General features: G+C 66.9%; 20 protein-coding genes. 8 read left to right on the top strand and 12 right to left on the bottom strand.

Annotated features, from left to right (window positions below):
• The first annotated feature begins 24 nt into the window (after positions 1–24).
• Positions 25–738 (top strand): IclR family transcriptional regulator, encoded by a 714-nt coding sequence (locus BST13_RS10930; protein ID WP_083163582.1) that lies wholly within the window; start codon positions 25–27, stop codon positions 736–738.
• 14 nt (positions 739–752) lie between these two features.
• Positions 753–2366: an FAD-dependent oxidoreductase gene (locus tag BST13_RS10925; protein ID WP_083163580.1), complete on the top strand. Its 1614-nt coding sequence runs from the start codon at positions 753–755 to the stop codon at positions 2364–2366.
• 80 nt (positions 2367–2446) lie between these two features.
• Here BST13_RS10925 and meaB read toward each other — a convergent pair whose 3' ends face one another.
• Positions 2447–3319, bottom strand: coding sequence for a methylmalonyl Co-A mutase-associated GTPase MeaB (gene meaB, locus BST13_RS10920; protein WP_083163885.1), 873 nt, complete (start codon positions 3317–3319; stop codon positions 2447–2449).
• A gap of 117 nt (positions 3320–3436) precedes the next feature.
• On the opposite strand from meaB, the gene BST13_RS10915 reads away from it, so the two are divergent.
• Positions 3437–4201 (top strand): SDR family NAD(P)-dependent oxidoreductase, encoded by a 765-nt coding sequence (locus BST13_RS10915; protein WP_083163578.1) that lies wholly within the window; start codon positions 3437–3439, stop codon positions 4199–4201.
• Between the two features lie 94 nt (positions 4202–4295).
• Positions 4296–5057, top strand: a complete 762-nt coding sequence (locus tag BST13_RS10910) for an SDR family NAD(P)-dependent oxidoreductase (protein ID WP_083163575.1) — start codon at positions 4296–4298, stop codon at positions 5055–5057.
• 78 nt (positions 5058–5135) lie between these two features.
• Here the strand turns inward: BST13_RS10910 and BST13_RS10905 are convergent, their stop codons facing one another.
• Genes BST13_RS10905 through BST13_RS10890 form a run of 4 tightly spaced genes read right to left on the bottom strand, consistent with a single transcriptional unit; the run spans position 5136 to position 9169 of the window.
• Positions 5136–5894: an enoyl-CoA hydratase/isomerase family protein gene (locus BST13_RS10905; RefSeq protein ID WP_083163573.1), complete on the bottom strand. Its 759-nt coding sequence runs from the start codon at positions 5892–5894 to the stop codon at positions 5136–5138.
• A gap of 6 nt (positions 5895–5900) precedes the next feature.
• The gene (locus tag BST13_RS10900) at positions 5901–6989 is read right to left on the bottom strand and encodes an acyl-CoA dehydrogenase family protein (RefSeq protein ID WP_083163570.1); all 1089 of its coding nucleotides are present in this window, start codon (positions 6987–6989) and stop codon (positions 5901–5903) included.
• Positions 6976–7797 carry an acyl-CoA dehydrogenase family protein gene (locus BST13_RS10895; protein WP_083163882.1) on the bottom strand — a complete coding sequence of 274 codons (822 nt, stop codon included), beginning with the start codon at positions 7795–7797 and terminating at the stop codon, positions 6976–6978. Before BST13_RS10895 ends, BST13_RS10900 begins: the two co-directional genes overlap by 14 nt.
• Positions 7775–9169 carry a class I adenylate-forming enzyme family protein gene (locus tag BST13_RS10890; protein ID WP_083163568.1) on the bottom strand — a complete coding sequence of 465 codons (1395 nt, stop codon included), beginning with the start codon at positions 9167–9169 and terminating at the stop codon, positions 7775–7777. The genes BST13_RS10895 and BST13_RS10890 overlap by 23 nt, the downstream gene beginning before the upstream one ends.
• A gap of 118 nt (positions 9170–9287) precedes the next feature.
• Between BST13_RS10890 and BST13_RS10885 the strand changes: the two genes are divergently transcribed.
• Positions 9288–9608, top strand: a complete 321-nt coding sequence (locus BST13_RS10885) for a 2Fe-2S iron-sulfur cluster-binding protein (RefSeq protein WP_083163565.1) — start codon at positions 9288–9290, stop codon at positions 9606–9608.
• On the opposite strand, the gene BST13_RS10880 is transcribed toward BST13_RS10885, so the two are convergent.
• Genes BST13_RS10880 through BST13_RS10865 form a run of 4 tightly spaced genes read right to left on the bottom strand, consistent with a single transcriptional unit; the run spans position 9593 to position 13570 of the window.
• A complete protein-coding gene (locus BST13_RS10880; RefSeq protein ID WP_083163563.1) occupies positions 9593–10642 on the bottom strand; it encodes a CaiB/BaiF CoA transferase family protein in 1050 nt (349 codons plus the stop codon). The two genes, BST13_RS10885 and BST13_RS10880, sit on opposite strands and share 16 nt — an antisense overlap.
• Positions 10639–11595 (bottom strand): LLM class F420-dependent oxidoreductase, encoded by a 957-nt coding sequence (locus tag BST13_RS10875; protein WP_083163560.1) that lies wholly within the window; start codon positions 11593–11595, stop codon positions 10639–10641. Before BST13_RS10875 ends, BST13_RS10880 begins: the two co-directional genes overlap by 4 nt.
• On the bottom strand, positions 11595–11993 hold the full coding sequence (locus tag BST13_RS10870; RefSeq protein ID WP_083163558.1) for a cobalamin B12-binding domain-containing protein: 399 nt from the start codon (positions 11991–11993) through the stop codon (positions 11595–11597). The genes BST13_RS10875 and BST13_RS10870 overlap by 1 nt, the downstream gene beginning before the upstream one ends.
• Positions 11993–13570 (bottom strand): methylmalonyl-CoA mutase family protein, encoded by a 1578-nt coding sequence (locus BST13_RS10865; RefSeq protein ID WP_083163556.1) that lies wholly within the window; start codon positions 13568–13570, stop codon positions 11993–11995. The genes BST13_RS10870 and BST13_RS10865 overlap by 1 nt, the downstream gene beginning before the upstream one ends.
• Positions 13571–13752: 182 nt before the next feature.
• Between BST13_RS10865 and BST13_RS10860 the strand changes: the two genes are divergently transcribed.
• From BST13_RS10860 to BST13_RS10850, 3 genes are all read left to right on the top strand, one after another.
• Positions 13753–14613, top strand: a complete 861-nt coding sequence (locus BST13_RS10860; protein ID WP_083163554.1) for an SDR family oxidoreductase — start codon at positions 13753–13755, stop codon at positions 14611–14613.
• The gene (locus BST13_RS10855) at positions 14610–16115 is read left to right on the top strand and encodes a class I adenylate-forming enzyme family protein (RefSeq protein ID WP_083163552.1); all 1506 of its coding nucleotides are present in this window, start codon (positions 14610–14612) and stop codon (positions 16113–16115) included. The genes BST13_RS10860 and BST13_RS10855 overlap by 4 nt, the downstream gene beginning before the upstream one ends.
• A 79-nt stretch (positions 16116–16194) precedes the next feature.
• Positions 16195–16497 carry a hypothetical protein gene (locus BST13_RS10850; RefSeq protein ID WP_083163550.1) on the top strand — a complete coding sequence of 101 codons (303 nt, stop codon included), beginning with the start codon at positions 16195–16197 and terminating at the stop codon, positions 16495–16497.
• A gap of 1 nt (position 16498) precedes the next feature.
• Here the strand turns inward: BST13_RS10850 and BST13_RS10845 are convergent, their stop codons facing one another.
• The 3 genes from BST13_RS10845 to BST13_RS10835 all read right to left on the bottom strand — a co-directional run bounded on the left by BST13_RS10845 (position 16499) and on the right by BST13_RS10835 (position 19454).
• On the bottom strand, positions 16499–17701 hold the full coding sequence (locus tag BST13_RS10845) for a cytochrome P450 (RefSeq protein ID WP_083163548.1): 1203 nt from the start codon (positions 17699–17701) through the stop codon (positions 16499–16501).
• A 101-nt stretch (positions 17702–17802) separates the two neighbouring features.
• A complete protein-coding gene (locus BST13_RS10840; protein WP_095533492.1) occupies positions 17803–18783 on the bottom strand; it encodes a LacI family DNA-binding transcriptional regulator in 981 nt (326 codons plus the stop codon).
• On the bottom strand, positions 18780–19454 hold the full coding sequence (locus tag BST13_RS10835; protein ID WP_083163880.1) for a nucleoside/nucleotide kinase family protein: 675 nt from the start codon (positions 19452–19454) through the stop codon (positions 18780–18782). Before BST13_RS10835 ends, BST13_RS10840 begins: the two co-directional genes overlap by 4 nt.
• Positions 19455–19468 lie beyond the last annotated feature (14 nt).

Raw genomic sequence — 19468 nt, 5'->3', positions numbered from 1 at the left:
AGATCTCTGTCAAGGAGGGGCGCGATGCCGAACCGGGTCACCCACCCGAGGACCGACGGCGTACCCAACGGCGTCCCCGGATCACAGACCCTCGCCCGAGGTCTCAATGCACTGCAGGCGATCGCCAACGCCCCCACCGGACTCACCGTGCAACAGGTCGCCGACCACCTCGGCGCCCACCGCACCATTGCCTACCGACTGCTGGCGACGTTGAGCCAATTCCGTTATGTTGCAAAGGGAGACGATGGCAGATACCGCCCCGCGGCGGCGCTTGCGGTGCTCGGCTCGTCGTTCGACAACAACCTGCGGCAACTGTGCGTACCGACGCTGCGTGCGTTGGCCGACGAACTCGGCACCACAGTGTCGCTCCTGGTCGCCGAAGGTGACCAGCAGGTGGCGGTCGCGGTACTCACGCCGAATCAGGTGTTCTACCAACTCTCCTTCCACGAGGGCAGCCGACATCCGCTGGACCGGGGTGCAGCCGGCGTGGCGTTGCTGGCGAGCATGGCACCGCGTCCTGGGGAACGTGATCTGGTTCGCCAGACCCGCGAACGAGGCTGGGTGATCACCCACGGCGAGATCGAGCCGAACACCTTCGGATTGGCAGTGCCGGTCCGCAGGCGGGCGCCGTCACCACCCACCTGCATCAACCTGATCTCGCACCGCGAGGACGTCGTCCTCGGCGGCAAGGATGCGGTGGTGCGCGCCGCACACGAACTGTCCGCAATCCTGCACTGAAAGGCCATGCACCGATGACAGATTGGGACGACGACGTCGATGTTGTGGTGTTGGGCAGCGGAGGGGCCGGTTTGACCGCAGCACTGACCGCCGCCGTCAACGGCGCCACAGTCGCCGTCTACGAAAAGGCCGCCACCGTGGGCGGAACGACGGCCGTATCGGGTGGGATCGTCTGGATCCCCGCGCACGACCGCTGCCCCGACGGTCCGCTTCCGGTGACCGACGCACTCGCGTACCTGCACGCCCAGGCGCTGGGCTACATGGACGACGAGCTGGTCGAGACCTTCGTACGCACGGGCGCCGGCATGCTCGATTTCGTCGAGGAACACAGCGAACTGCGGTTCGCCGTCGCCGAGGGCTTTCCCGATTACAAACCGGAGCTGCCAGGCGGGCGACCCGGCGGCGGACGCTCGCTGAGCGCGGGACCCGTCGACCTCGCGCGGCTGGGGCCTTGGGCTGACCGGATCACCTCCTTCCCAGCGGATTTCAGCAACGTGGGCATCGACGCCGAGACCCGCGCGCGCATCCACGCCGCGTACGACGACCCCGGTGCCGACTTGTGCGTGGCGGGTACCGCGTTGATCGCAGGCCTGTTGCGCGGCCTGGTCGAATTGGGGGTGCAGCCGGTCACCGGTGCCCGCGCGGTCGAGCTGATCGGCGACTCCACAGAAATCACCGGAGTCCGGGTCAGCGTGGATGGCACCGACATTCGCGTCCGGGCGCGGGGCGGCGTGGTGCTGGCCACGGGCGGGTTCGAATGGGACCCGAGGCTTGTGGAGGCTTACCTGCGGGGGCCGATGCACGGTCCGGTGTCCCCACCGAACAACACCGGCGACGGGCTGCGGATGGCAATGGCGCACGGCGCGGACCTGGCGAACATGGGCGAAGCCTGGTGGGTGCCGGTCGTGCAGATTCCCGGCGACACCATCGACGGTCACCCCCGTAGCCGCAGCGTGCGGCTGGAACGCACGCGGCCGCGCAGCATCATCGTCAACCGGGCGGGCAAGCGGTTCCTCAACGAGGCAGGCGAATACAACTCGATGGCAGGGCCGTTCCAGTACCTCGATCCGAAAACCGGATACGCCAACGATCCCGGCTGGATCGTCTTCGACTCGATCCACCTGGACCGCTACGGATTCCTGGGTGTCCCCCCGGGCGAGGCTGTGCCCGAATGGTTTTCGCCGTCAGCCGATCTGGCCGAGCTGGGCGCCAAGACCGGCATCGACCCTGACGGCCTGGCCGCCACCCTGCGGGCCTGGAACGAGAACGTCGCGCGCGAGATCGACCCGGATTTCGGCCGCGGCTCCAGCGCCTACGACGGTTACTGGGGTGACACCTCGGCGGCGACACCTGCCGGTCAGACCCTCGGCCCGATCGACACCGCCCCGTACTACGCGGTGCCGGTCACGGTCGGCGCGATGGGCACCAAAGGCGGCCCCCGCACTGACCGGGACGGGCGTGTGCTGCATGTCAGCGGATCACCGATCCCAGGCCTGTTCGCCGCGGGTAACGCGATGGCCGGCGTGACGGGCAAGGCATACGGAGGCGCAGGCGGCACCCTCGGGCCCGCCATGGTGTTCGGGTATCGCAGCGGGTTCACGGCGGCGACGGGCAAGTCCGTCACCTGACCGCCGCTCGCCGGCGCGGTCATGCACCCGACGACACGCTGCGCACCGAACTGCCGAAGACGATGCGGCGTGTCGTCGCGCTACCCGGCTGAATCCGCGATCAACCGGGCTGCCGCGGTGTAGGCGTCGCAACTGCCGTCGGCGACGGCGCCCGCCAACCGATCCAGTTCGGCATGGTTGCGCAACAGGGTCTGAGCCAGCGACAGGATCTGGGCGCGGGCCCGGGCGCTGCGCCGCTCCGAGGTGTCGGCGCGGTGATGAGCGTCGATCGCCTCGACCAGTTCGGCGAGGCCCTCCCCCTGTGCGGCAATGAGTTTGAGGACCGGGGCACTCGTCTCTGCCCGCAGGTCGCGCACCGTCTGGTCGGCGCCGTCGCGGTCGGCCTTGTTGACCACCACCAAGTCGGCGACCTCCAGCAGACCGGCCTTGGCGGCTTGCACCGCGTCGCCGGCGCCGGGGTTGAGGATCACCACCGTCGGATCTGCGATCGCGGCGATCTCGATCTCGGATTGCCCAACACCGACGGTCTCCAACACGACGAGGTCGTATGACAACGCGGCCAGCAGCTGGATCGCGGCGGGCACCGCGGCAGCCAGACCACCCAGATGCCCGCGGGTGGCCAGCGAACGGATCAGCACGTCGGGGTCGTTGATGTGGGCCGCCATCCGAATGCGGTCTCCCAGAAGGGCACCGCCGCTGTACGGCGAGGACGGGTCGACGGCCAGGACCGCGACGCGCAGGCCCGTGGCACGGTAGGCGCCGACCAGCGCTCCCACAGTGGTCGACTTGCCCGCCCCGGGTGGACCCGTGACGCCGATGACCCGGGGCTTTGCGGTTCCGATCGCTGCCAAAACCTCGCTCCGGCGGTCACTTTCGACCAGACTCAGCAAGCGGCCGATGGCGCGCACCGATCCGCTGCGCGCAGCGGCGATGAGCTCTTCGATGGTGGACATCACTGTGAGCCTACGGAGCAGAACCCGGGTTCGAGCATCGAAGGTCTCCCTGGTTCACCCGTCATGAGAATGCTATTCTCTCTGACTGAGAGTATGAATTGCAAGAAGGGGAACTCTATGCAAATCGCCGGAAGTTCCGCGATCGTCGTCGGTGGTGCAGGTGGCCTGGGCGAGGCAACCGTGCGCCGGTTGCACGGCGCCGGCGCCAAGGTGGTCGTCGCCGACCTTGCCGACGACAAGGGCGCCGCACTGGAGAAGGAACTCGGCATCCGCTACGTCTCCACCGATGCCACCTCCGAGGAATCGGTGTTGGCGGCCATCGCCGAAGCGGAATCTCTTGGACCGCTGCGGATCTCCGTCGATACCCACGGCGGCCCGGCCAGCGGCGGCCGGTTGGTCGGCAAGGACGGCTCGCCCCTGGACCTCGACGGCTTCAAGAAAACCATCGAGTTCTATCTGACCGCGGTGTTCAATGTGATGCGGCTGTCGGCAGCGGCCATCGCCAAGACAGAGCCTCTCGACGAGGGTGGCCGAGGCGTCATCGTCAACACGGCCTCCATCGCCGGATACGAAGGCCAGATCGGCCAACTGCCCTACTCCGCAGCCAAGGGCGGCGTGCTCGGCATGACACTCGTCGCCGCGCGAGATCTGTCCCCGTTGGGCATTCGCGTCGTCACCATCGCGCCCGGCACCATCAACACCCCGGCCTACGGCAAAGCAGCCGACCAACTCGAGCAGTACTGGGGCCCGCAGGTGCCGTTCCCCAAGCGCATGGGTCGTTCGGTGGAGTACGCGCAGCTGGCCCAGAGCGTCATCGAGAACGACTACCTCAACGGTGAGGTCATCCGCCTCGACGGGGCCCTGCGGTTCCCCCCGAAGTGACGGCTGTGTCCGTGCCCCCTTTGCACCGCGAGCGTGCGTGTCTGCCGGTCAACACGCCGGTATCTGTCAGCACTTCACGCACCCTCGACAGGCCATGAGCGTGCCTGAACCGGCGTCGACCCACTCGCTCGAGCGGAAGGTCGCGTTCGTCGCCGGCGCCAGCCGTGGCATCGGGGCGACGATCGCTCGCGCGTTGGCCGCCGAGGGGTCGGCCGTCGCCGTCGCGGCACGGTCCGAACAACCCGGCAAGCTACCCGGCACCATCGGTTCGGTGGCAGCGGAGATCACCGAAGCCGGCGGGCGCGCCCTTGCCGTGCCCTGCGACGTCACCAGCGAGGGTTCCGTGAACGACGCTGTCGCCGCGACGGTTTCGGAGTTCGGCGGCATCGACATCCTGGTCGCGAATGCGGGCGTGCTCTGGCTCGGGCCCGTGGAGACCACGTCATTGAAACGCTGGCAGCTCTGCCTCGACGTGAATCTCACCGGCGTCTTCCTCGTGACCAAGGCGGTGATCCCGCATGTCCGGGCCCGTGGCGGCGGCTCATTGATTGCCATCACCACCACGGGCGTCGACATGCCCGGTGCCAACGCCTACTGGGTTTCCAAGGCCGCCGCCGAGCGTCTGTATCTCGGGCTGGCCGCAGATCTGCGCGGTGACAACATCGCCGTCAACTGCCTCAGCCCGTCACGGGTCGTGCTGACCGAAGGCTGGCAGGCCGGCGGCGCGGGCATGCAGATTCCGCCCGAGATGGTGGAACCGCCCGAGGCCATGGCGCGGGCCGCGGTGCTGTTGGCCGGCCAGGACGCCGACGGAATCACCGGCACCGTACAGCGTTCCGAAGAACTCGCGCTCTGACGTTCCGCGAGCGTGCGTGGAATGCTGCCCCGGCACGGAGTCGGGCAGCAGACACGCACGCTCGCGGTGCTAGGGGTACTAGGTGATCAAGCCGTCGACGATCCGGTTGAAATCAGCGGTGCCGAAGGATACGTATTCCGCAAGATTGGCGTAGTCGAGCGAGGCCATCACCTGCTGTTCGAGCTGCATGTTCATCAACCGTTTGGTGGCCTCGACCGCCTGCCTCGGCAGGTCCATGATCTTCTTCGCGCACGCGATCGCCTCGGCCAGCGGATCTTCCACGACATGGTTGGCCAGGCCGAGTTCGACTGCGCGCCGGGCCTTGATCCGCGTGCCGGTCAGCGCGAATTCCTTGGCCTGTAACAGGCTGATCTGCGAACCCCACACCAGTGGACCACCGTCGGCGGCCACCAGCCCGATCTGCACGTGCGGATCGGCGAAGTGGGCGTTCTCGGCGATGTAGACGACGTCGGACAGCGCCGCCAGGCTGCAGCCGAGTCCTACCGCCGGGCCGTTGACGGCAGCGATGACCGGGATGCGGCAACGGAGCATACCGATGACGAGGTCACGCCCGTGCTTGATCGTCTTCTGCCGCAAGGCCTCGTCACGGCGCAACTCATCGAGGTAGTTGAAGTCGCCGCCGGCCGAAAAGGCCCGGCCCGCACCGGTGATCACCGCCGCACGCGCATCGGCGTCCTCGTTGAGCGCCTCCCACAGCCGCGCCAGCCCGACGTGGAGGTTGTCGTTGACGGCGTTGAGCGCATCGGGCCGATTCAGCGTGATGATGCGCAGAGCGCCGTCGGCCCGCACGTCGATTTCTTCTGGCATTCCGTACATGTGCTCTCATACCCCCAGTCCGAGGATTCGCGACGCGATGATGTTCTTCTGGATCTGCGACGTGCCGCCCATGACGCTCTGCGCGCGGCTGTAGAGATAAGCGCTGAGCAGTTCGGGGTCGCGGGTGCCGCTGACCGCCAACGCGGCATGGCCGACAGACTGCTCGACCCACGTCATCAACAGCTTGTCCAACGACCCCTGCGGCCCGTGGTTGATTCCGTCGAGCTGTTCGGACAGTCGTCGGCGGACGTGCAAGCGCAGCATCTCGGCTTGGACCGCGGCCCACGCCAATTCCTCCGGAACCGTGCCCGCAACGCGAGACGTCATCTCACGCAACAGTTTTCCGTACCGTGCGGAGTATCCCAGAGTCGACGGTTCCCGCTCATGACTGACCACGGTCATGGCGAGGCGCCACCCATCACCCGGCGCACCGACCATCTGCGCGGCGGGCACGACGGCACCGTCGAAGGTGACCTGACCGAACTCGGTGGTGACGCCGTTGATCATCTGCAGCGGCCGCTGCTCGACGGCGTCCTGGTGCATCGACACGATGAAGGCCGAAATGCCTTTGTGCCGAGGAACATCCTTGTCGGTGCGAGCCAGTACCAGGCACCAGTCCGCGACATCGGAGTAACTGGTCCAGATCTTGTGCCCGTTGATGATGTAGTTGTCGCCGTCGCGGGTTGCCGTGGTGGTCAACGATGCCAGATCCGACCCTGCGCCGGGCTCCGAGAAGCCTTGACACCAGCGCTCGGTGCCGTTGATCATGCCGGGCAAAAACCGCTGCTGTAATTCCTTGCCGCCGTGATGCCCAAGACCCACCACCAGATAGCCCAGACTCGGGCGCGGTGGCGCACCGGCCCGGGCGAGCTCCTCGTCGACGATGACGTCGTAGACCGGCGGCAGGTCCTGGCCACCGAATTCTCTGGGCCATGAGGTTCCGAAAAACCCTGCGGCATAGAGAGCTTGATGCCACTGCACCATCCGGGCCCAGTAGTCGTCACCGGAGGCCTTGAACGATGCCGCGTTGTCCGCCAGCCAGGTCCTCAGTCGGTTCCGGAAGGCCGCCTCATCGGGTGAATCACGAAAGTCCAAGATCGATATCCTCCAGTCCGACGGGCCACAATTCGGTCGATGTCAGGACGCGGCGCAGATACACGTGCGCCAGGCATTCCCAGGTGTTCCCGATGCCGCCGTGCACCTGGATCGCGGTCTCGCAGACGGTGCGGGCGGCCCGGGCGCAGTAGATCTTGGCGATCCGCGCGGCCTGCACGGCCTGCATGGCCGGTAGTTCGTCGACGGCCCACGCCGCGTGCCTCAGCACGCTGGTCGACCCTTCGATCAGGGCCAGTCCCTCGGCCAGCAGGTGCGCGATCGCTTGGTACGAGCCGATCGTCGAGCCGTACTGTTCCCGCACCTTCGCGTAATCGCAGGCCAGGACGTGGGCCCCGCGGGCCGCCCCGACCAGGTCGGCCGTGCTGGCCGTCAAGGCCAATGCGCGCCAACGCTGCGCGTCCTCGGCGGCCAAAGCGTCGAGTTCGCTTGGTGTTTCGATCACACCTGCGGCGCTGCGGGTCAGATCCACTCCGGCCGTGCCTGCGACGTCGGCAGGGACGGTCACCGCCCGGCCGAGGCGGCGGGACAGATCGTCGGCCAGAACCGGCCCGAGGAACGGCACATCGACCAGCCCGCGCGCGAACTCCTCGGCGACGATCGCCACCTCGACCCCGGAGGCTCCGTCCGAACGCAGCGACCGCCACTCGGTGGCGGCCACGGTGCTCTCCAACCGGGCGATCCGCCCGTCATCCGACAACTCCTGGACCGCACCGGGTCCGAGATCGTCGGCCAGCTTGGCTGCGGCCTCGCGCAGCTGCTGCTGTTCAGCCGTCAGACGGACGTCCATGCCGCTCCTTGCACACTCGTCGCAGTACCTTTCCGGAAGGTAATCGGGGTATATCGGTGGCGAACTCGACCCGGGCGGGCCGCTTGTACGACGCCAGACGGTCCCCGACGTGGTCGATGAGTTCCGCGGCGCTCACCGCGGACGCGGTTGCCACGACGGCGACGACGGCCTCGCCGTCGACCGGGTCGGGCTCCCCGAACACGGCACAGTCCGCCACCGCGGGGTGGCTGTGCAGTACGGCCTCGACCTCGGCGGGCGCGACCTGGAATCCACGCACCTTCACCATGTCCTTGCTGCGGTCGGTGATGTGGAGAAATCCGTTGTCGTCGAGCTGGCCGATATCGCCGGTGCGGTACCAGCCGTCGCAGAACGCATCGGCGTCGGCTTCGGGCGGCAGGTAACCCGCCATCACCGATTCGGAGCACACCTGGATCTCCCCGCCCGCACCGATCCGAACGCTGACGCCCGCTGCGGGCCGGCCGACGGTGTCGATGCGCGCTCCGCGCAACGGGTTACAGGCGATGACGGGCAGTTCGGTGGCGCCGTAGGCCGTCACCCAGTTCACCCCGCATCGTGCGGTGACGGCGTCGGCGACGCTGCGGGTGACCGGCGTGGCGCACCACATGATGTATCGCAGCGAGGACAGGTCATAGCGCTCCAGATGAGGATGCGCGGCGAGCGCCAAAGCGATGGGCGCCACTGCCATTTCGATGGTGATCCGATCAGACTCGATGTGGCGCAACATCGTTTCGACCTCGAAGCGCGGATGCAACCGAATCCAGGCCCCGGTGTCGAGCGCCATTGCGATGTTGAGCAGTCCCAGGATGTGTGATGGCGGTGTCATGATCTGCAGCCGGTCGGCCGCGGTAAGGCCCAACGCGCACCGCCAATGCCGGATCGCCACGGCGAAACCGCGGTGCGTGTGCCGGACCGCCTTGGGCAGGCCCGTGGTGCCGGAGCTGAACACGAACAGTGCGTCAGTGTCGGGTTCGGGGGGCTGATATGTCCACGGTTCGGCGCCGGCCGGTGCGTCGCCCAGTTCCTGGATATGCAGCATCGGCATGTGCGTAGCAAGCACGTCGTTATCGCCCACCGCATGTCCGGGAGTGGTCAGGGCCAGGGCGTGGGCGACCTCGCCGGCCTTCCAGACGGGACTGAGCAACACCGCGGCCGCCCCGAGTGTCCAGATGGCCTGAAGGGCAGTCACGAACTCTGGCCGGTTGGAAGACATCAGTGCCACCCGGTCCCCTTGCCCGACCCCTCGGCGGCGCAGCACCTCAGCCGCCCCGCCGGCGAGTGCGGTCAATTCGGCGCGGGTGTACTCGCGGTCCCCGTACGCGAGCGCGACGCCGTCAGCCACGACTCGACCCATCGGACACCTTCGCCAACCTCCCCGTAGTCAGATCGTCCTGCGGACGGATGAGAAGATACTATCATTTCTGGAGAATGATATTCTCGCTATGTCAGAATCGCAGTGCACAGGGAGTCTCATGACGGCAGAACCGATGTCCGCCACGGCCGCCGGCGAAACCGGCGGCCAGGTGACGATCATGTTCGAGAAAGAACGGGTGTCCGTACCGCGGCGACAGGGTGAAACGCTGCTGGAAAGCGCTCGCCGAGCCGGGATGACGCCGCCGTTCTCCTGCGAGGCGGGTAACTGTGGCACCTGCATGGCCAAACTCCTCGAGGGCACCGCGACCATGCGGGTCAACGATGCCTTGGACGACGACGAGGTCGCCGACGGCTATGTGCTCACCTGCCAGGCGATCCCGGACTGCGATCTGGTGACGGTCTCCTACGACGAAGATTGAGCGGCCGAACGCTCGGCCAGCGCCGGCGGCGGGCGGTAATCCGGGGTATACCCGGCGATGCGAATAGGGCTGCCCACCAATCGGAAATCCCCGGCGGCGACCACGGCTTCCGGCGTGTCAGCCAACGCTTCGGGCAGGGTGCGCACGGCCGCAGTCGGGATGCCCAGCGGTTTCAGCCGCGCCTCCCAACCGAGCGCGGTATCGCCGGCCAGAACCGCCGTCACCACGTCGAGCACTTCCTCGCGCCGTGCGGCGCGCTCGGCCATGGTCGCGAAACCGTCGATCTTCGCCTCCTGCGCGAACGACTTCCAGAAGCCATCGTGGGTGATGAACAAGGCGAGATGGCCGTCAGCGGTCGGGAACAGCTGGGCCGGAACATAATACGAGTGGGCGCCGAACGGGTACCGCCGCGGCTCTGCGCCATCATTGAGATAGGCCGCCGCGCGGTAGTTCAGCTGCGAGAGCATCACGTCGCGCAGTGAGACGTCGACCTGGCCGCCCTTGCCCGAAACGATCATCGCCAGCAGGCCCAGCGCAGCGGTCAGGCCCGTGGAGTTGTCCGCCGAAGAGTAACCCGGCAGCGTCGGCGGTCCGTCGGGATCACCGGTCATCGAGGCCACGCCGGTGGCGGCCTGGATCACGTAGTCGAACGCCGGGTCGTCACCCCCGGCCAGTCCGAAGCCCGTCATCGCTACGCACACGATCTGGGGATTGAACCGGCGCAGGTTGTCGTAGGTGAGCCCGAGCCGGCGGATCACCGAAGGTTTCATGTTGACCAGCAGCGCATGCGAATCGGCCACCAGCTCGGCGAGTTTCGCCTGACCGGGTTCCGAGGCGAGGTCGAGGCAGATGCTGCGCTTACCTCGGTTGAGGCTGGCGAAGTAGCTGTCACTGACCTGCCGGGAGATCTCCCCGCCGGGCGGCTCCACCTTGATCACCTCTGCGCCCAGGTCGGCCAACATCATGGTGGCGTACGGGCCGGCGAGCATGACGCCGACCTCGATGATGCGGACACCCGCAAGAGGGCTTGTCACCGCACTGCCTTGGCAAGCTCCGCGATCACCTCACGCGTGCGGTACTTGGACGCGATGAGATCGTCACGGTTCTCCCCGATCGGCAGCAACCGCACCGACAGATCCGTGACACCGGCGTCGGCGAACTGCTTGAACCGCTTGAGGATTGACTCCTCGTCGCCGGCTGCGCAGAGGTCGCCGACATTGCGCGCCTCACCCCGGTCGAGCAGCCGCTGGTAGTTCGGCGACGTCTCGGCCTCGGCGAGCACGCGGTTGGCCCGGTCCTTGGCGGTCTCGATCTCGGAGTTGGTGCACAGCGTGACGGGGATGCCTGCGACGATGCGCGGCGCGGGCTTGCCCGCCTCTGCCGCGGCCCTGTTGATCTTCGGCGCGATGTGTTCGCCGATGGCCTTCTCGTCGGCCATCCACAGCGATGTGCCATCGGCATGCTCACCGGCGATCTGCAACATCACCGGGCCCAGCGCGGACACCAGCACCGGCATCGGCGTATCCGCTCCGAGCACCGTGGGGTTGTGCACCGTGAACGAATCATTCTCCACGTCAACATCTCCCGGCCCGGCGAGTGCGGCGTTCAACACCTGCAGATAGTCGCGGGTGTATGCGGCCGGCTTCTGGTAGGGCAGGCCCAGCATGTCGCGAATGATCCAGTGGTGCGACGGACCCACGCCGAGGGCCAGCCGGCCCGCCGACATGGCGTGCACCGAAAGCGCTTGGCGGGCCAGCGCGATGGGGTGCTGCGCTTGCAGTGGCACCACCGCGGTCCCGAGCTCGATGCGCGAGGTGTTCGCCGCCATCAACGCGACCATGGTGAGGCAGTCGAAGTCGTTGGGCACCTGCGGCATCCACGCACTGTCCAGACCGGCCGCTTCGGCCCACTGGATATCGGAGATCAGTTTGGAGACCTTGCGGGGCATGTCGCCGCGTTCCGCCCCGATCATGACGCCAAGACGCATCAGCCTGAGACCTTTTCTGTGAGAGCGCGAACCTCGGTCACCAATTCCTCCAACGCAGTGCCCGTCGGAAACACCGCGGCCGCACCCGCGTCCAGCAATTTCTGCACGTCGCCCTGCGGGATGGTGCCCCCGACGACGACCGCGATATCGTCGGCGTCAGCGGCCCGCAGCGCTTCGACGGTCCGAGCGGTGAGCGCCACGTGCGCCCCCGAGAGGATCGAAAGACCCACCAGGGCCACGTCTTCCTGAAGTGCGATCGACACGATGTCTTCGATGCGCTGCCGGATGCCGGTGTAGATGACCTCGAATCCGGCATCGCGCAGGGTGCGCGCGACGATCTTGGCACCGCGATCATGACCGTCGAGCCCCGGTTTTGCGACCAGTACGCGGGTGACCACTAGAACACCACCGGCTGCCGGAACTCGCCCCATACCGCTTTGAGCGCCGATACCATCTCCCCCACCGTGCAATACGCGTTGGCACAGTCGATCAGCTTGTGCATCAGATTGTCGGTTCCTTCCGCAGAGCGCTTCAGTGCGGCAAGACTTTCTGCAACGGCCGCCGCATCACGCTCGGCCTTGACCTTGCTCAACCGTTTGAGTTGCAGGTCACGCCCTTCGGCGTCGAGCTCGTAGGTCGCGAGGTCCGGTGCCGGCTCGTCGACGACAAACCGGTTGACACCGACCACCGGCCGCTCGCCCGACTCGATCTCGTTGTGAATCTTGAAGGCTTCGTCGGCGATCAGGCCCTGCAGGTAGCCGTCCTCGATGCAGCGCACCATGCCGCCGTGCGCCTCCAGGTCGGACATGATGTCGATGATCTTGGCTTCGGTGGCATCGGTCAGCGCTTCGACGAAGTACGAACCACCCAGCGGATCGGCAACTTTGGTCACGCCGGTCTCGTAGGCGAGGATCTGCTGGGTGCGCAGCGCCAGCGTCGCCGACTCTTCGCTGGGCAACGCGAACGGTTCGTCCCACGCGGCGGTGAACATCGACTGCACGCCGCCGAGCACCGACGCGAGAGCCTCATACGCGACGCGCACCAAGTTGTTCTGGGCCTGTGGTGCATAGAGCGAGGCACCGCCGGACACACACCCGAAGCGGAACATCGATGCCTTGTCGGTGGTGGCGCCGTAGCGCTCCCGCACGATGGTGGCCCAGCGCCGCCGGCCCGCACGGTACTTGGCGATCTCCTCGAAGAAGTCGCCGTGGGTGTAGAAGAAGAACGAGATCTGTGGGGCGAACTTGTCGATGCTCATGCGCCCGCGCTCGACCACGGTGTCGCAGTAGGTGACGCCGTCGGCCAGGGTGAACGCCATCTCCTGTACGGCGTTGGCTCCGGCGTCGCGGAAGTGCGCCCCGGCCACCGAGATCGCGTTGAACCGCGGCACCTCGGCAGCGCAGAACTCGATGGTGTCGGCAATGAGCCGCAGCGACGGTTCCGGCGGCCAGATCCACGTGCCGCGCGACGCGTACTCCTTGAGGATGTCGTTCTGGATGGTGCCGGTGAGCTTTTCGCGCGGGACGCCCTTGCGTTCGGCCGCGGCGACGTAGAAGGCCAGCAGGATCGCTGCCGTGCCGTTGATGGTGAAGCTCGTGCTGATCGCGTCGAGCGGGATGCCGTCGAAGAGAATCTCGGCGTCGGCAAGGGTGTCCACCGCGACACCCACGCGGCCGACCTCTTCTGCGTACTCGTCGTCGTCGGAGTCATAGCCACATTGGGTGGGCAGGTCCAGGGCCACCGACAGGCCTGTGCCGCCCTGCTCGAGCAGGTAGCGGTACCGGCGATTGGACTCCTCTGCCGTGCCGAAGCCCGAATATTGCCGGAACGTCCAGGTCTTACCGCGGTATCCGGACGCAAAGTTGCCGCGGGTGAACGGGTAGATGCCCGGCGCCGGTGGTTCGCCGGCCCGGTCGCCCGGTCCGTACACGGGCGCCAGTGGGATGCCCGAAGGGGTCTGTACGTCGTCGCTCATCACTGGATAACGTACTTGCCAAAAAAGAGAATGCCAATACCGCACTGGGAAAATACCGGGCAGGTACTGGCCGAAAGCGCCGAGGCCCGGCGTAAGTCCACGCGCGTGACTCTATGATTACGAGACTTGCTAAAAATGAGAATGGCAATACCATCAAATGACGGCGGCGCGCGAGGAGGCCCATGCCCAGCCAACAGGACTCATTCACCGATCGCACCCTGGTCGTATCCGGCGGCAGTCGCGGCATCGGCCTGGCGATCGCGCTCGGCGCTGCCCGCCGCGGAGCGAACGTGGTGCTGCTGGCCAAGACCGCCGAACCGCACCCCAAGCTGCCGGGCACCGTGTACACCGCAGTCTCCGAAGTGGAAGCCGCCGGCGGCAAAGCCGTCGCGGTGGTCGGGGATGTTCGCAACGACGACGACGTCGCACGCGCGGTCGCCACCGCCGTCGAACATTTCGGCGGCATCGACATCGTCGTCAACAACGCCAGCGCCATTGCCACCGAACCCACCGAGGCGTTGTCGGCCAAGAAGTTCGACCTGATGATGGACATCAATGTGCGCGGCACGTTCCTGCTCACCAAGGCCGCACTGCCGCATCTGCGCCGCTCTGCCAATCCGCACGTGCTGACGCTGGCCCCGCCGATAAACATGAACCCGTACTGGCTCGGCGCCCACCCGTCCTACACGCTGTCCAAATACGGTATGACGCTGCTGTCACTGGGCTGGGCCGCCGAATACGCCTCCGAAAAAGACGGAGCCGGAATCGGTTTCAGCTGCCTGTGGCCCGAGACCTACATCGCGACTGCCGCCGTGGCCAACGGTGCCGGCGGCACGGACATGCTCGCCGCGTCGCGCAGCCCGGAGATCATGGCGGACGCCGCCGTCGAGATCCTCTCCCGTCCGGCCGCCGAGGTCACCGGGCAATGCTTCATCGACTCGCAGGTGCTCACCGCCTCCGGCGTCACCGACCTGTCCCGATACGGTGGCGGGGATGATCCGATCATCGATATCTTCGTCGACGCACCGGGACAGGGCCTATGAGTATTTCGCTGCTGCTGGAGATGGCGGTGTCGGGCAACCCGGACCGCACCGCGGTGGTGTCCGACGATATCCGCCTCACCGCCGGGGAATTGAGTGCGCTGGCCGACGGGGGCGCCGGCGTCATCACGAGGTCCCGCGCAGCCCACGTGGCCTACATCGGCACCGGCGGCGCGCTCCTGCCCGTTCTGCTGTTTGCCTCTGCCCGGGCCGGGGTGCCGTTCACCCCGCTCAACTACCGGCTCAGCGCCGACGGTCTGCGTGAACTCATCGACCGGCTTGCCGAACCGCTCGTGATCGCCGATGCCGAGTATGCCGACGTCGTCGCCGGTGCAGGCAGACAAGTCATCACCTCGGAGGAGTTCCTGACCTCGGCCTGCCAGTCCGAGCCCGTATCGGAATTCATCGATCCCGATGCCGTCGCGGTGGTGCTCTTCACCTCCGGCACGACGTCGCGTCCCAAGGCCGTCGAGCTCACCCACAACAATCTCACCAGCTACATCACCGGGACAGTCGAATTCGACTCGGCCGCACCGGAAGACGCCGCGCTGATCTGCGTACCGCCGTATCACATCGCCGGTGTCGGGGCGGCCATGTCAAATCTGTACGCCGGCCGCAAGATGGTGTACCTACGGACCTTCGACGCGAATCGCTGGGTCGAGCTGGCGCGGTCCGAAGGGGTGACCACCGCGACTGTCGTGCCGACCATGCTGGACCGCATCGTCACCGCACTCGAGGCGTCGGGCAGCACACTGTCGACGTTGCGCAATCTGGCTTACGGCGGTTCCAAGGTCGCATTGCCGCTGGTCCGCAAGGCACTGCAGCTGCTGCCCCACGTCGGGTTCGTCAACGCCTACGGACTCACCGAAACCAGTTCGACCATCGCTGTTCTCGGTCCCGAGGACCACCGGGCGGCTCTGGCCGGCGACGACCCGGCCGTGGTCCGGCGGCTCGGATCGGTGGGAAAGGTGGTACCAGGTATCGAGGTGCAGATCCGCGCCGACGACGGCACCGTGCTCGGCCCGGGCGAGACCGGTGAGCTGTTCGTGCGGGGCGAGCAGGTTTCCGGTCGCTACACCGACATCGGGTCGGTGCTCGACGCCCAAGGCTGGTTTCCCACCAAAGACGTTGCGATGCTTGACGAGGAAGGCTACCTGTTCATCGGCGGCCGCTCGGACGACACCATCATCCGCGGCGGCGAGAACATCGCCCCGGCCGAGATCGAGGATGTGCTCGTCGAGCATCCGGCGGTGCGCGACGTGGCCGTGGTCGGGCCGGAGGATCCCCAGTGGGGGCAGATCATCGTCGCCGTGGTGGTGCCTGCCGAAGGCGCCTCGCCCGACCCCGACGAGTTACGCGAACACGTGCGTCAGCAGCTGCGCGGTTCCCGCACCCCCGACCGGGTGGTGTTCCGCGATGAACTGCCCACCAACGCCACCGGCAAGGTGCTGCGCCGCCAGCTCGTCGATGAACTTCAGCCGGTACCGCCCGTTCCGCGAGCGTGAATCGTCTGCGAAAAATCGGCCAGGAACTCGCAGAGGATGCACAGTCGCGGCCAGGCAGCCCAACCACCAAGGAGTCAGCATGATCAAGAACGGCACCCGCCTCCAGAGCCAGGTATGCGATACCCAGGTGATCGTCGTGCGCAGCGCCGACAGCCTCGATGATCTGCGCGCGGGGGGTGTCGCGATGATCGCCCTCGACGCCGAAAAGGACTCGGGTGCAACGATCGACCCCGCCTTCGCCGACGGCAATCTGATGGGCAAACGCTATGTCGACGACGGTGGCGCCGAGGTTCTGGTCACCAAGGCGGGTGCGGGCACGCTGTCGATCGGCACCACCGCGCTAAATCTCAAGGAGGCCAAGCCGCTGCCTGCCAGCGACTAGGTCAGGGCACGAAGGCAGGCATGGAATCCCAGCCGCGCACCGTGGAGGTCGGTGACAACGCGGCGTTGTCCAGGTCCACCTCCCATACCGGGAAGCGCTTGAGGATCTCCTCAAGCGCGATGCGGCCCTCCAGCCGGGCGAGCGCCGAACCCAGGCAGTAGTGCGTGCCGACGCTGAACGCCAGATGCTGGCGCTGTTCGCGGTGGATGTCGAAAACCTCGCCGTCGGGCGGGAACTGGCGACTGTCGCGCACCGCCGCTCCGATCAGCATCATCATGACACTGCCCTCGGGCACGGTCCGGCCGTAGAACTCGACGTCGCGGGTCACGTACCGGGCCACGTGCGGGGCCGGCGGCTCGAAGCGCAGCAGCTCCTCCACCGCCTGCGGGATCAGCCCCGGGTTCTCGACGAGCTGGCGTCGTTGATCCGGGTGCTCGGCCAAAACCTTTGCCGCCCAGCCGATCAACCGCGTGGTGGTCTCGTTGCCCGCTCCCGCCACCACATTGATGTAGATCAGCAGTTCCTCACGGGTGAGCTTGCGGGTGACGCCGTGCTCGTCGGTGAAGTCGACGTTGAGCAGGTCCGTCATGATGTCGTCGGACGGATTGTCCTTGCGCCAGTCGATGTAGGCCTCGAAGATCGACCCGTCGACCAGGCCTTCCTTGGCCGCCTTCATGGGTTGACCCGCCTCGGTTCTCAACTGCTCGTTGCCGTGGTCGCGGATCATCTCCTGGTCGCCCTCCGGGATACCAAGGAGCGCGCTGATCACGCGCATCGGCATCACGGCGCCGAAGTCGGTGATGAAGTCGAACGTGCCCGCGCCAACGAGTGGGTCGAGGGACTGCGCACAGAACTCGCGAATCTTGGGTTCGAGCGCATTGATCTTGCGGGGCGTGAACATTCGAGCCAGCAGCTTGCGATGGATGTCATGGATCGGCGGGTCCTCGAAGATCAGTGCGCCCGAAGGGATGTCGATGTTGGCTTTGATCAGCTCGATGATGGCGCCGCGAGCCGAGCTGAAGGTCTCGTGGTCGACGAGCGCCCTGTTGACATCGGCGAACCGGCTCAGCGCGAAGAAGTCATGCTGCTCGTTGTAGTACAGCGGCGCTTCGTCGCGCAGCCGGGCGAATGTGGGATACGGATCGGCGTTGATCTCGACGTCGTAGGGGTCGAAGTACACCTTCTGGGTCGCGCTCACTGTCACGGTAATCCACCTCTCTGTGTCCGAGAACGGAGTTTACACAGGCATGCTTATGCGCGTAAGTAGCTCAGCGGTTCTCTCGAGCTGGACGACCGGGACACGCGTCAGGTGGAGTCGCGCTCGATGAGCCTCGCCACGCCCGCACTGCTCGGCTCGGGTTCGGTGGGGTAGCCCAGCTCGGACATCATCGCCGCGACCGCCACGTCGACGATTGCCTTGGCGTCGAACGCCACCGACGTCAGCGGGGGGAAGCTCACCGCGCCCAGCTCGATGGCGTTCACGCCCATCACCGCCATGTCCTGCGGGCAGCGCAAACCGGCCCGGCGTAAACCATGGAGGACCACGAACGCCGTCTCGTCGCTCTGGGCACAGATCGCGGTCACGCCCGCCGCGGCCCAATTGCCAACGATGTCCGCTGCGTTCGATCCGTCCGCGGCGAAACTCGCGACCTCGATCTCGGGCAGCCCACGGCGCTTCGCCGCCGCACGCAACCCGACGAGCCAGTAGTCACCAAGCGGCCGCAGTTCCTCGTCGGTGGTGTAGGCGAACGCCAGCCGCGAATGCCCACGTGCCCTCAGGTGCTCAACGCGCATCTCGCCGACGCTGCGATCGAGCTCGCCGATCGAGTGCAGCTGCGAACTGCCGAGGTGGATCTGCGGTATGCCCGCCGCGGTCACCGCGGCCAGCGCGGCGCCGGTCAGCGGGAAGGTGCTGGTGACGGCCATCGGGTTCAGGTCGGCGATGGCGTCCACCACGTTGCGGTCGTCGTCGGTCTCGAACTGCAGGGACAACACCACACCGTGGCGCGCCAGCGCCGTGGTCAGCTTGCTGCCGACCTCGATGGGAAGGTTGCCCAACGACAGCCGGCCGACGATGTAGAGCACCACACCGCTGCCGCCGACCGCGAGATTGCGTGCCGCGAGGTTCGGGCGGTATCCCAGTTCGGCGGCGGCACTGCGCACGGCGGCCTGGGTCTGTTCCGAGATACGCTGCCCTTCAACGTTGTTCAGCACGTAGCTGACCGTCGCGGTGGAAACCTTGGCCAGCCTGGCGACATCGGCTTTGGTGGGCCTGCTCCTGCTCATGAGGTCATCCTGACGACGCCGGCCGCGCGGCATGCGGTCGCGGCGACCAGACGGGCATTGGGCTCGTCAACCTCCTGTACCCAGCGCCGGGCAGCCTCCGCGGGCTTGCCGAACCGGATGTGACGATCGACGAGTCGTCGCAGCCGCACGGCGTCATCGACTGTGCAGTACCAGATCTCGTCGATTTCAGCCGCGACTGCGCGCCACTGCGCGGTTTCGAGCAGAAGGTAGTTCCCTTCGGTGACGACCACCCGGACCTCGGGCCCGACTCCGATGGCTCCCGCGATCGGTTGCTCGAGATCCCGCTCGAAGGCCGGGGCATAGACCACCTCGGCCCGCGGCAGGCGGATCCGTTGCAGCAGGGCCGCGTAGCCCGCAGCGTCGAAGGTGTCGGGCGCGCCCTTGCGGGCCAACCGCCCGAGGCGGCGCAGCTCGACGTCGGCGAGGTGGAAGCCGTCCATCGGCACGTGCGCGACCGCAGACTGTCCGAGCTGTGCCCCGGCAGCCGCGACGAGCGCCTCGGCGAGCGTGGTCTTTCCGGCACCCGGTGGTCCGGTGATGCCGACGACGGACGTGCCGGGCCGCGCGGCGTACGCGACGACGCGGTCGAGGAGATCATCTAGGGTGCGGTGTTCGATGGAGCCATTGTGGTCGTTTGCGGGCGATCGAATCACGCGACCCGCGG

The organism is Mycobacterium aquaticum (assembly GCF_002086485.1).
Taxonomy (GTDB): Bacteria; Actinomycetota; Actinomycetes; order Mycobacteriales; family Mycobacteriaceae; genus Mycobacterium; species Mycobacterium aquaticum.
This window is presented reverse-complemented; position numbering and strand designations above follow the sequence as displayed.

What these genes read in the sequence shown, in the direction of transcription:
- BST13_RS10930 (WP_083163582.1), top strand. Translation starts at nt 25, where the DNA reads ATGCCGAACCGGGTCACCCACCCGAGGACCGACGGCGTACCCAACGGC.
- BST13_RS10925 (WP_083163580.1), top strand. Translation starts at nt 753, where the DNA reads ATGACAGATTGGGACGACGACGTCGATGTTGTGGTGTTGGGCAGCGGA.
- meaB (WP_083163885.1), bottom strand. Translation starts at nt 3,319, where the DNA reads ATGTCCACCATCGAAGAGCTCATCGCCGCTGCGCGCAGCGGATCGGTG.
- BST13_RS10915 (WP_083163578.1), top strand. Translation starts at nt 3,437, where the DNA reads ATGCAAATCGCCGGAAGTTCCGCGATCGTCGTCGGTGGTGCAGGTGGC.
- BST13_RS10910 (WP_083163575.1), top strand. Translation starts at nt 4,296, where the DNA reads ATGAGCGTGCCTGAACCGGCGTCGACCCACTCGCTCGAGCGGAAGGTC.
- BST13_RS10905 (WP_083163573.1), bottom strand. Translation starts at nt 5,894, where the DNA reads ATGTACGGAATGCCAGAAGAAATCGACGTGCGGGCCGACGGCGCTCTG.
- BST13_RS10895 (WP_083163882.1), bottom strand. Translation starts at nt 7,797, where the DNA reads ATGGACGTCCGTCTGACGGCTGAACAGCAGCAGCTGCGCGAGGCCGCA.
- BST13_RS10890 (WP_083163568.1), bottom strand. Translation starts at nt 9,169, where the DNA reads ATGGGTCGAGTCGTGGCTGACGGCGTCGCGCTCGCGTACGGGGACCGC.
- BST13_RS10885 (WP_083163565.1), top strand. Translation starts at nt 9,288, where the DNA reads ATGACGGCAGAACCGATGTCCGCCACGGCCGCCGGCGAAACCGGCGGC.
- BST13_RS10875 (WP_083163560.1), bottom strand. Translation starts at nt 11,595, where the DNA reads ATGCGTCTTGGCGTCATGATCGGGGCGGAACGCGGCGACATGCCCCGC.
- BST13_RS10865 (WP_083163556.1), bottom strand. Translation starts at nt 13,570, where the DNA reads ATGAGCGACGACGTACAGACCCCTTCGGGCATCCCACTGGCGCCCGTG.
- BST13_RS10860 (WP_083163554.1), top strand. Translation starts at nt 13,753, where the DNA reads ATGCCCAGCCAACAGGACTCATTCACCGATCGCACCCTGGTCGTATCC.
- BST13_RS10855 (WP_083163552.1), top strand. Translation starts at nt 14,610, where the DNA reads ATGAGTATTTCGCTGCTGCTGGAGATGGCGGTGTCGGGCAACCCGGAC.
- BST13_RS10850 (WP_083163550.1), top strand. Translation starts at nt 16,195, where the DNA reads ATGATCAAGAACGGCACCCGCCTCCAGAGCCAGGTATGCGATACCCAG.
- BST13_RS10840 (WP_095533492.1), bottom strand. Translation starts at nt 18,783, where the DNA reads ATGAGCAGGAGCAGGCCCACCAAAGCCGATGTCGCCAGGCTGGCCAAG.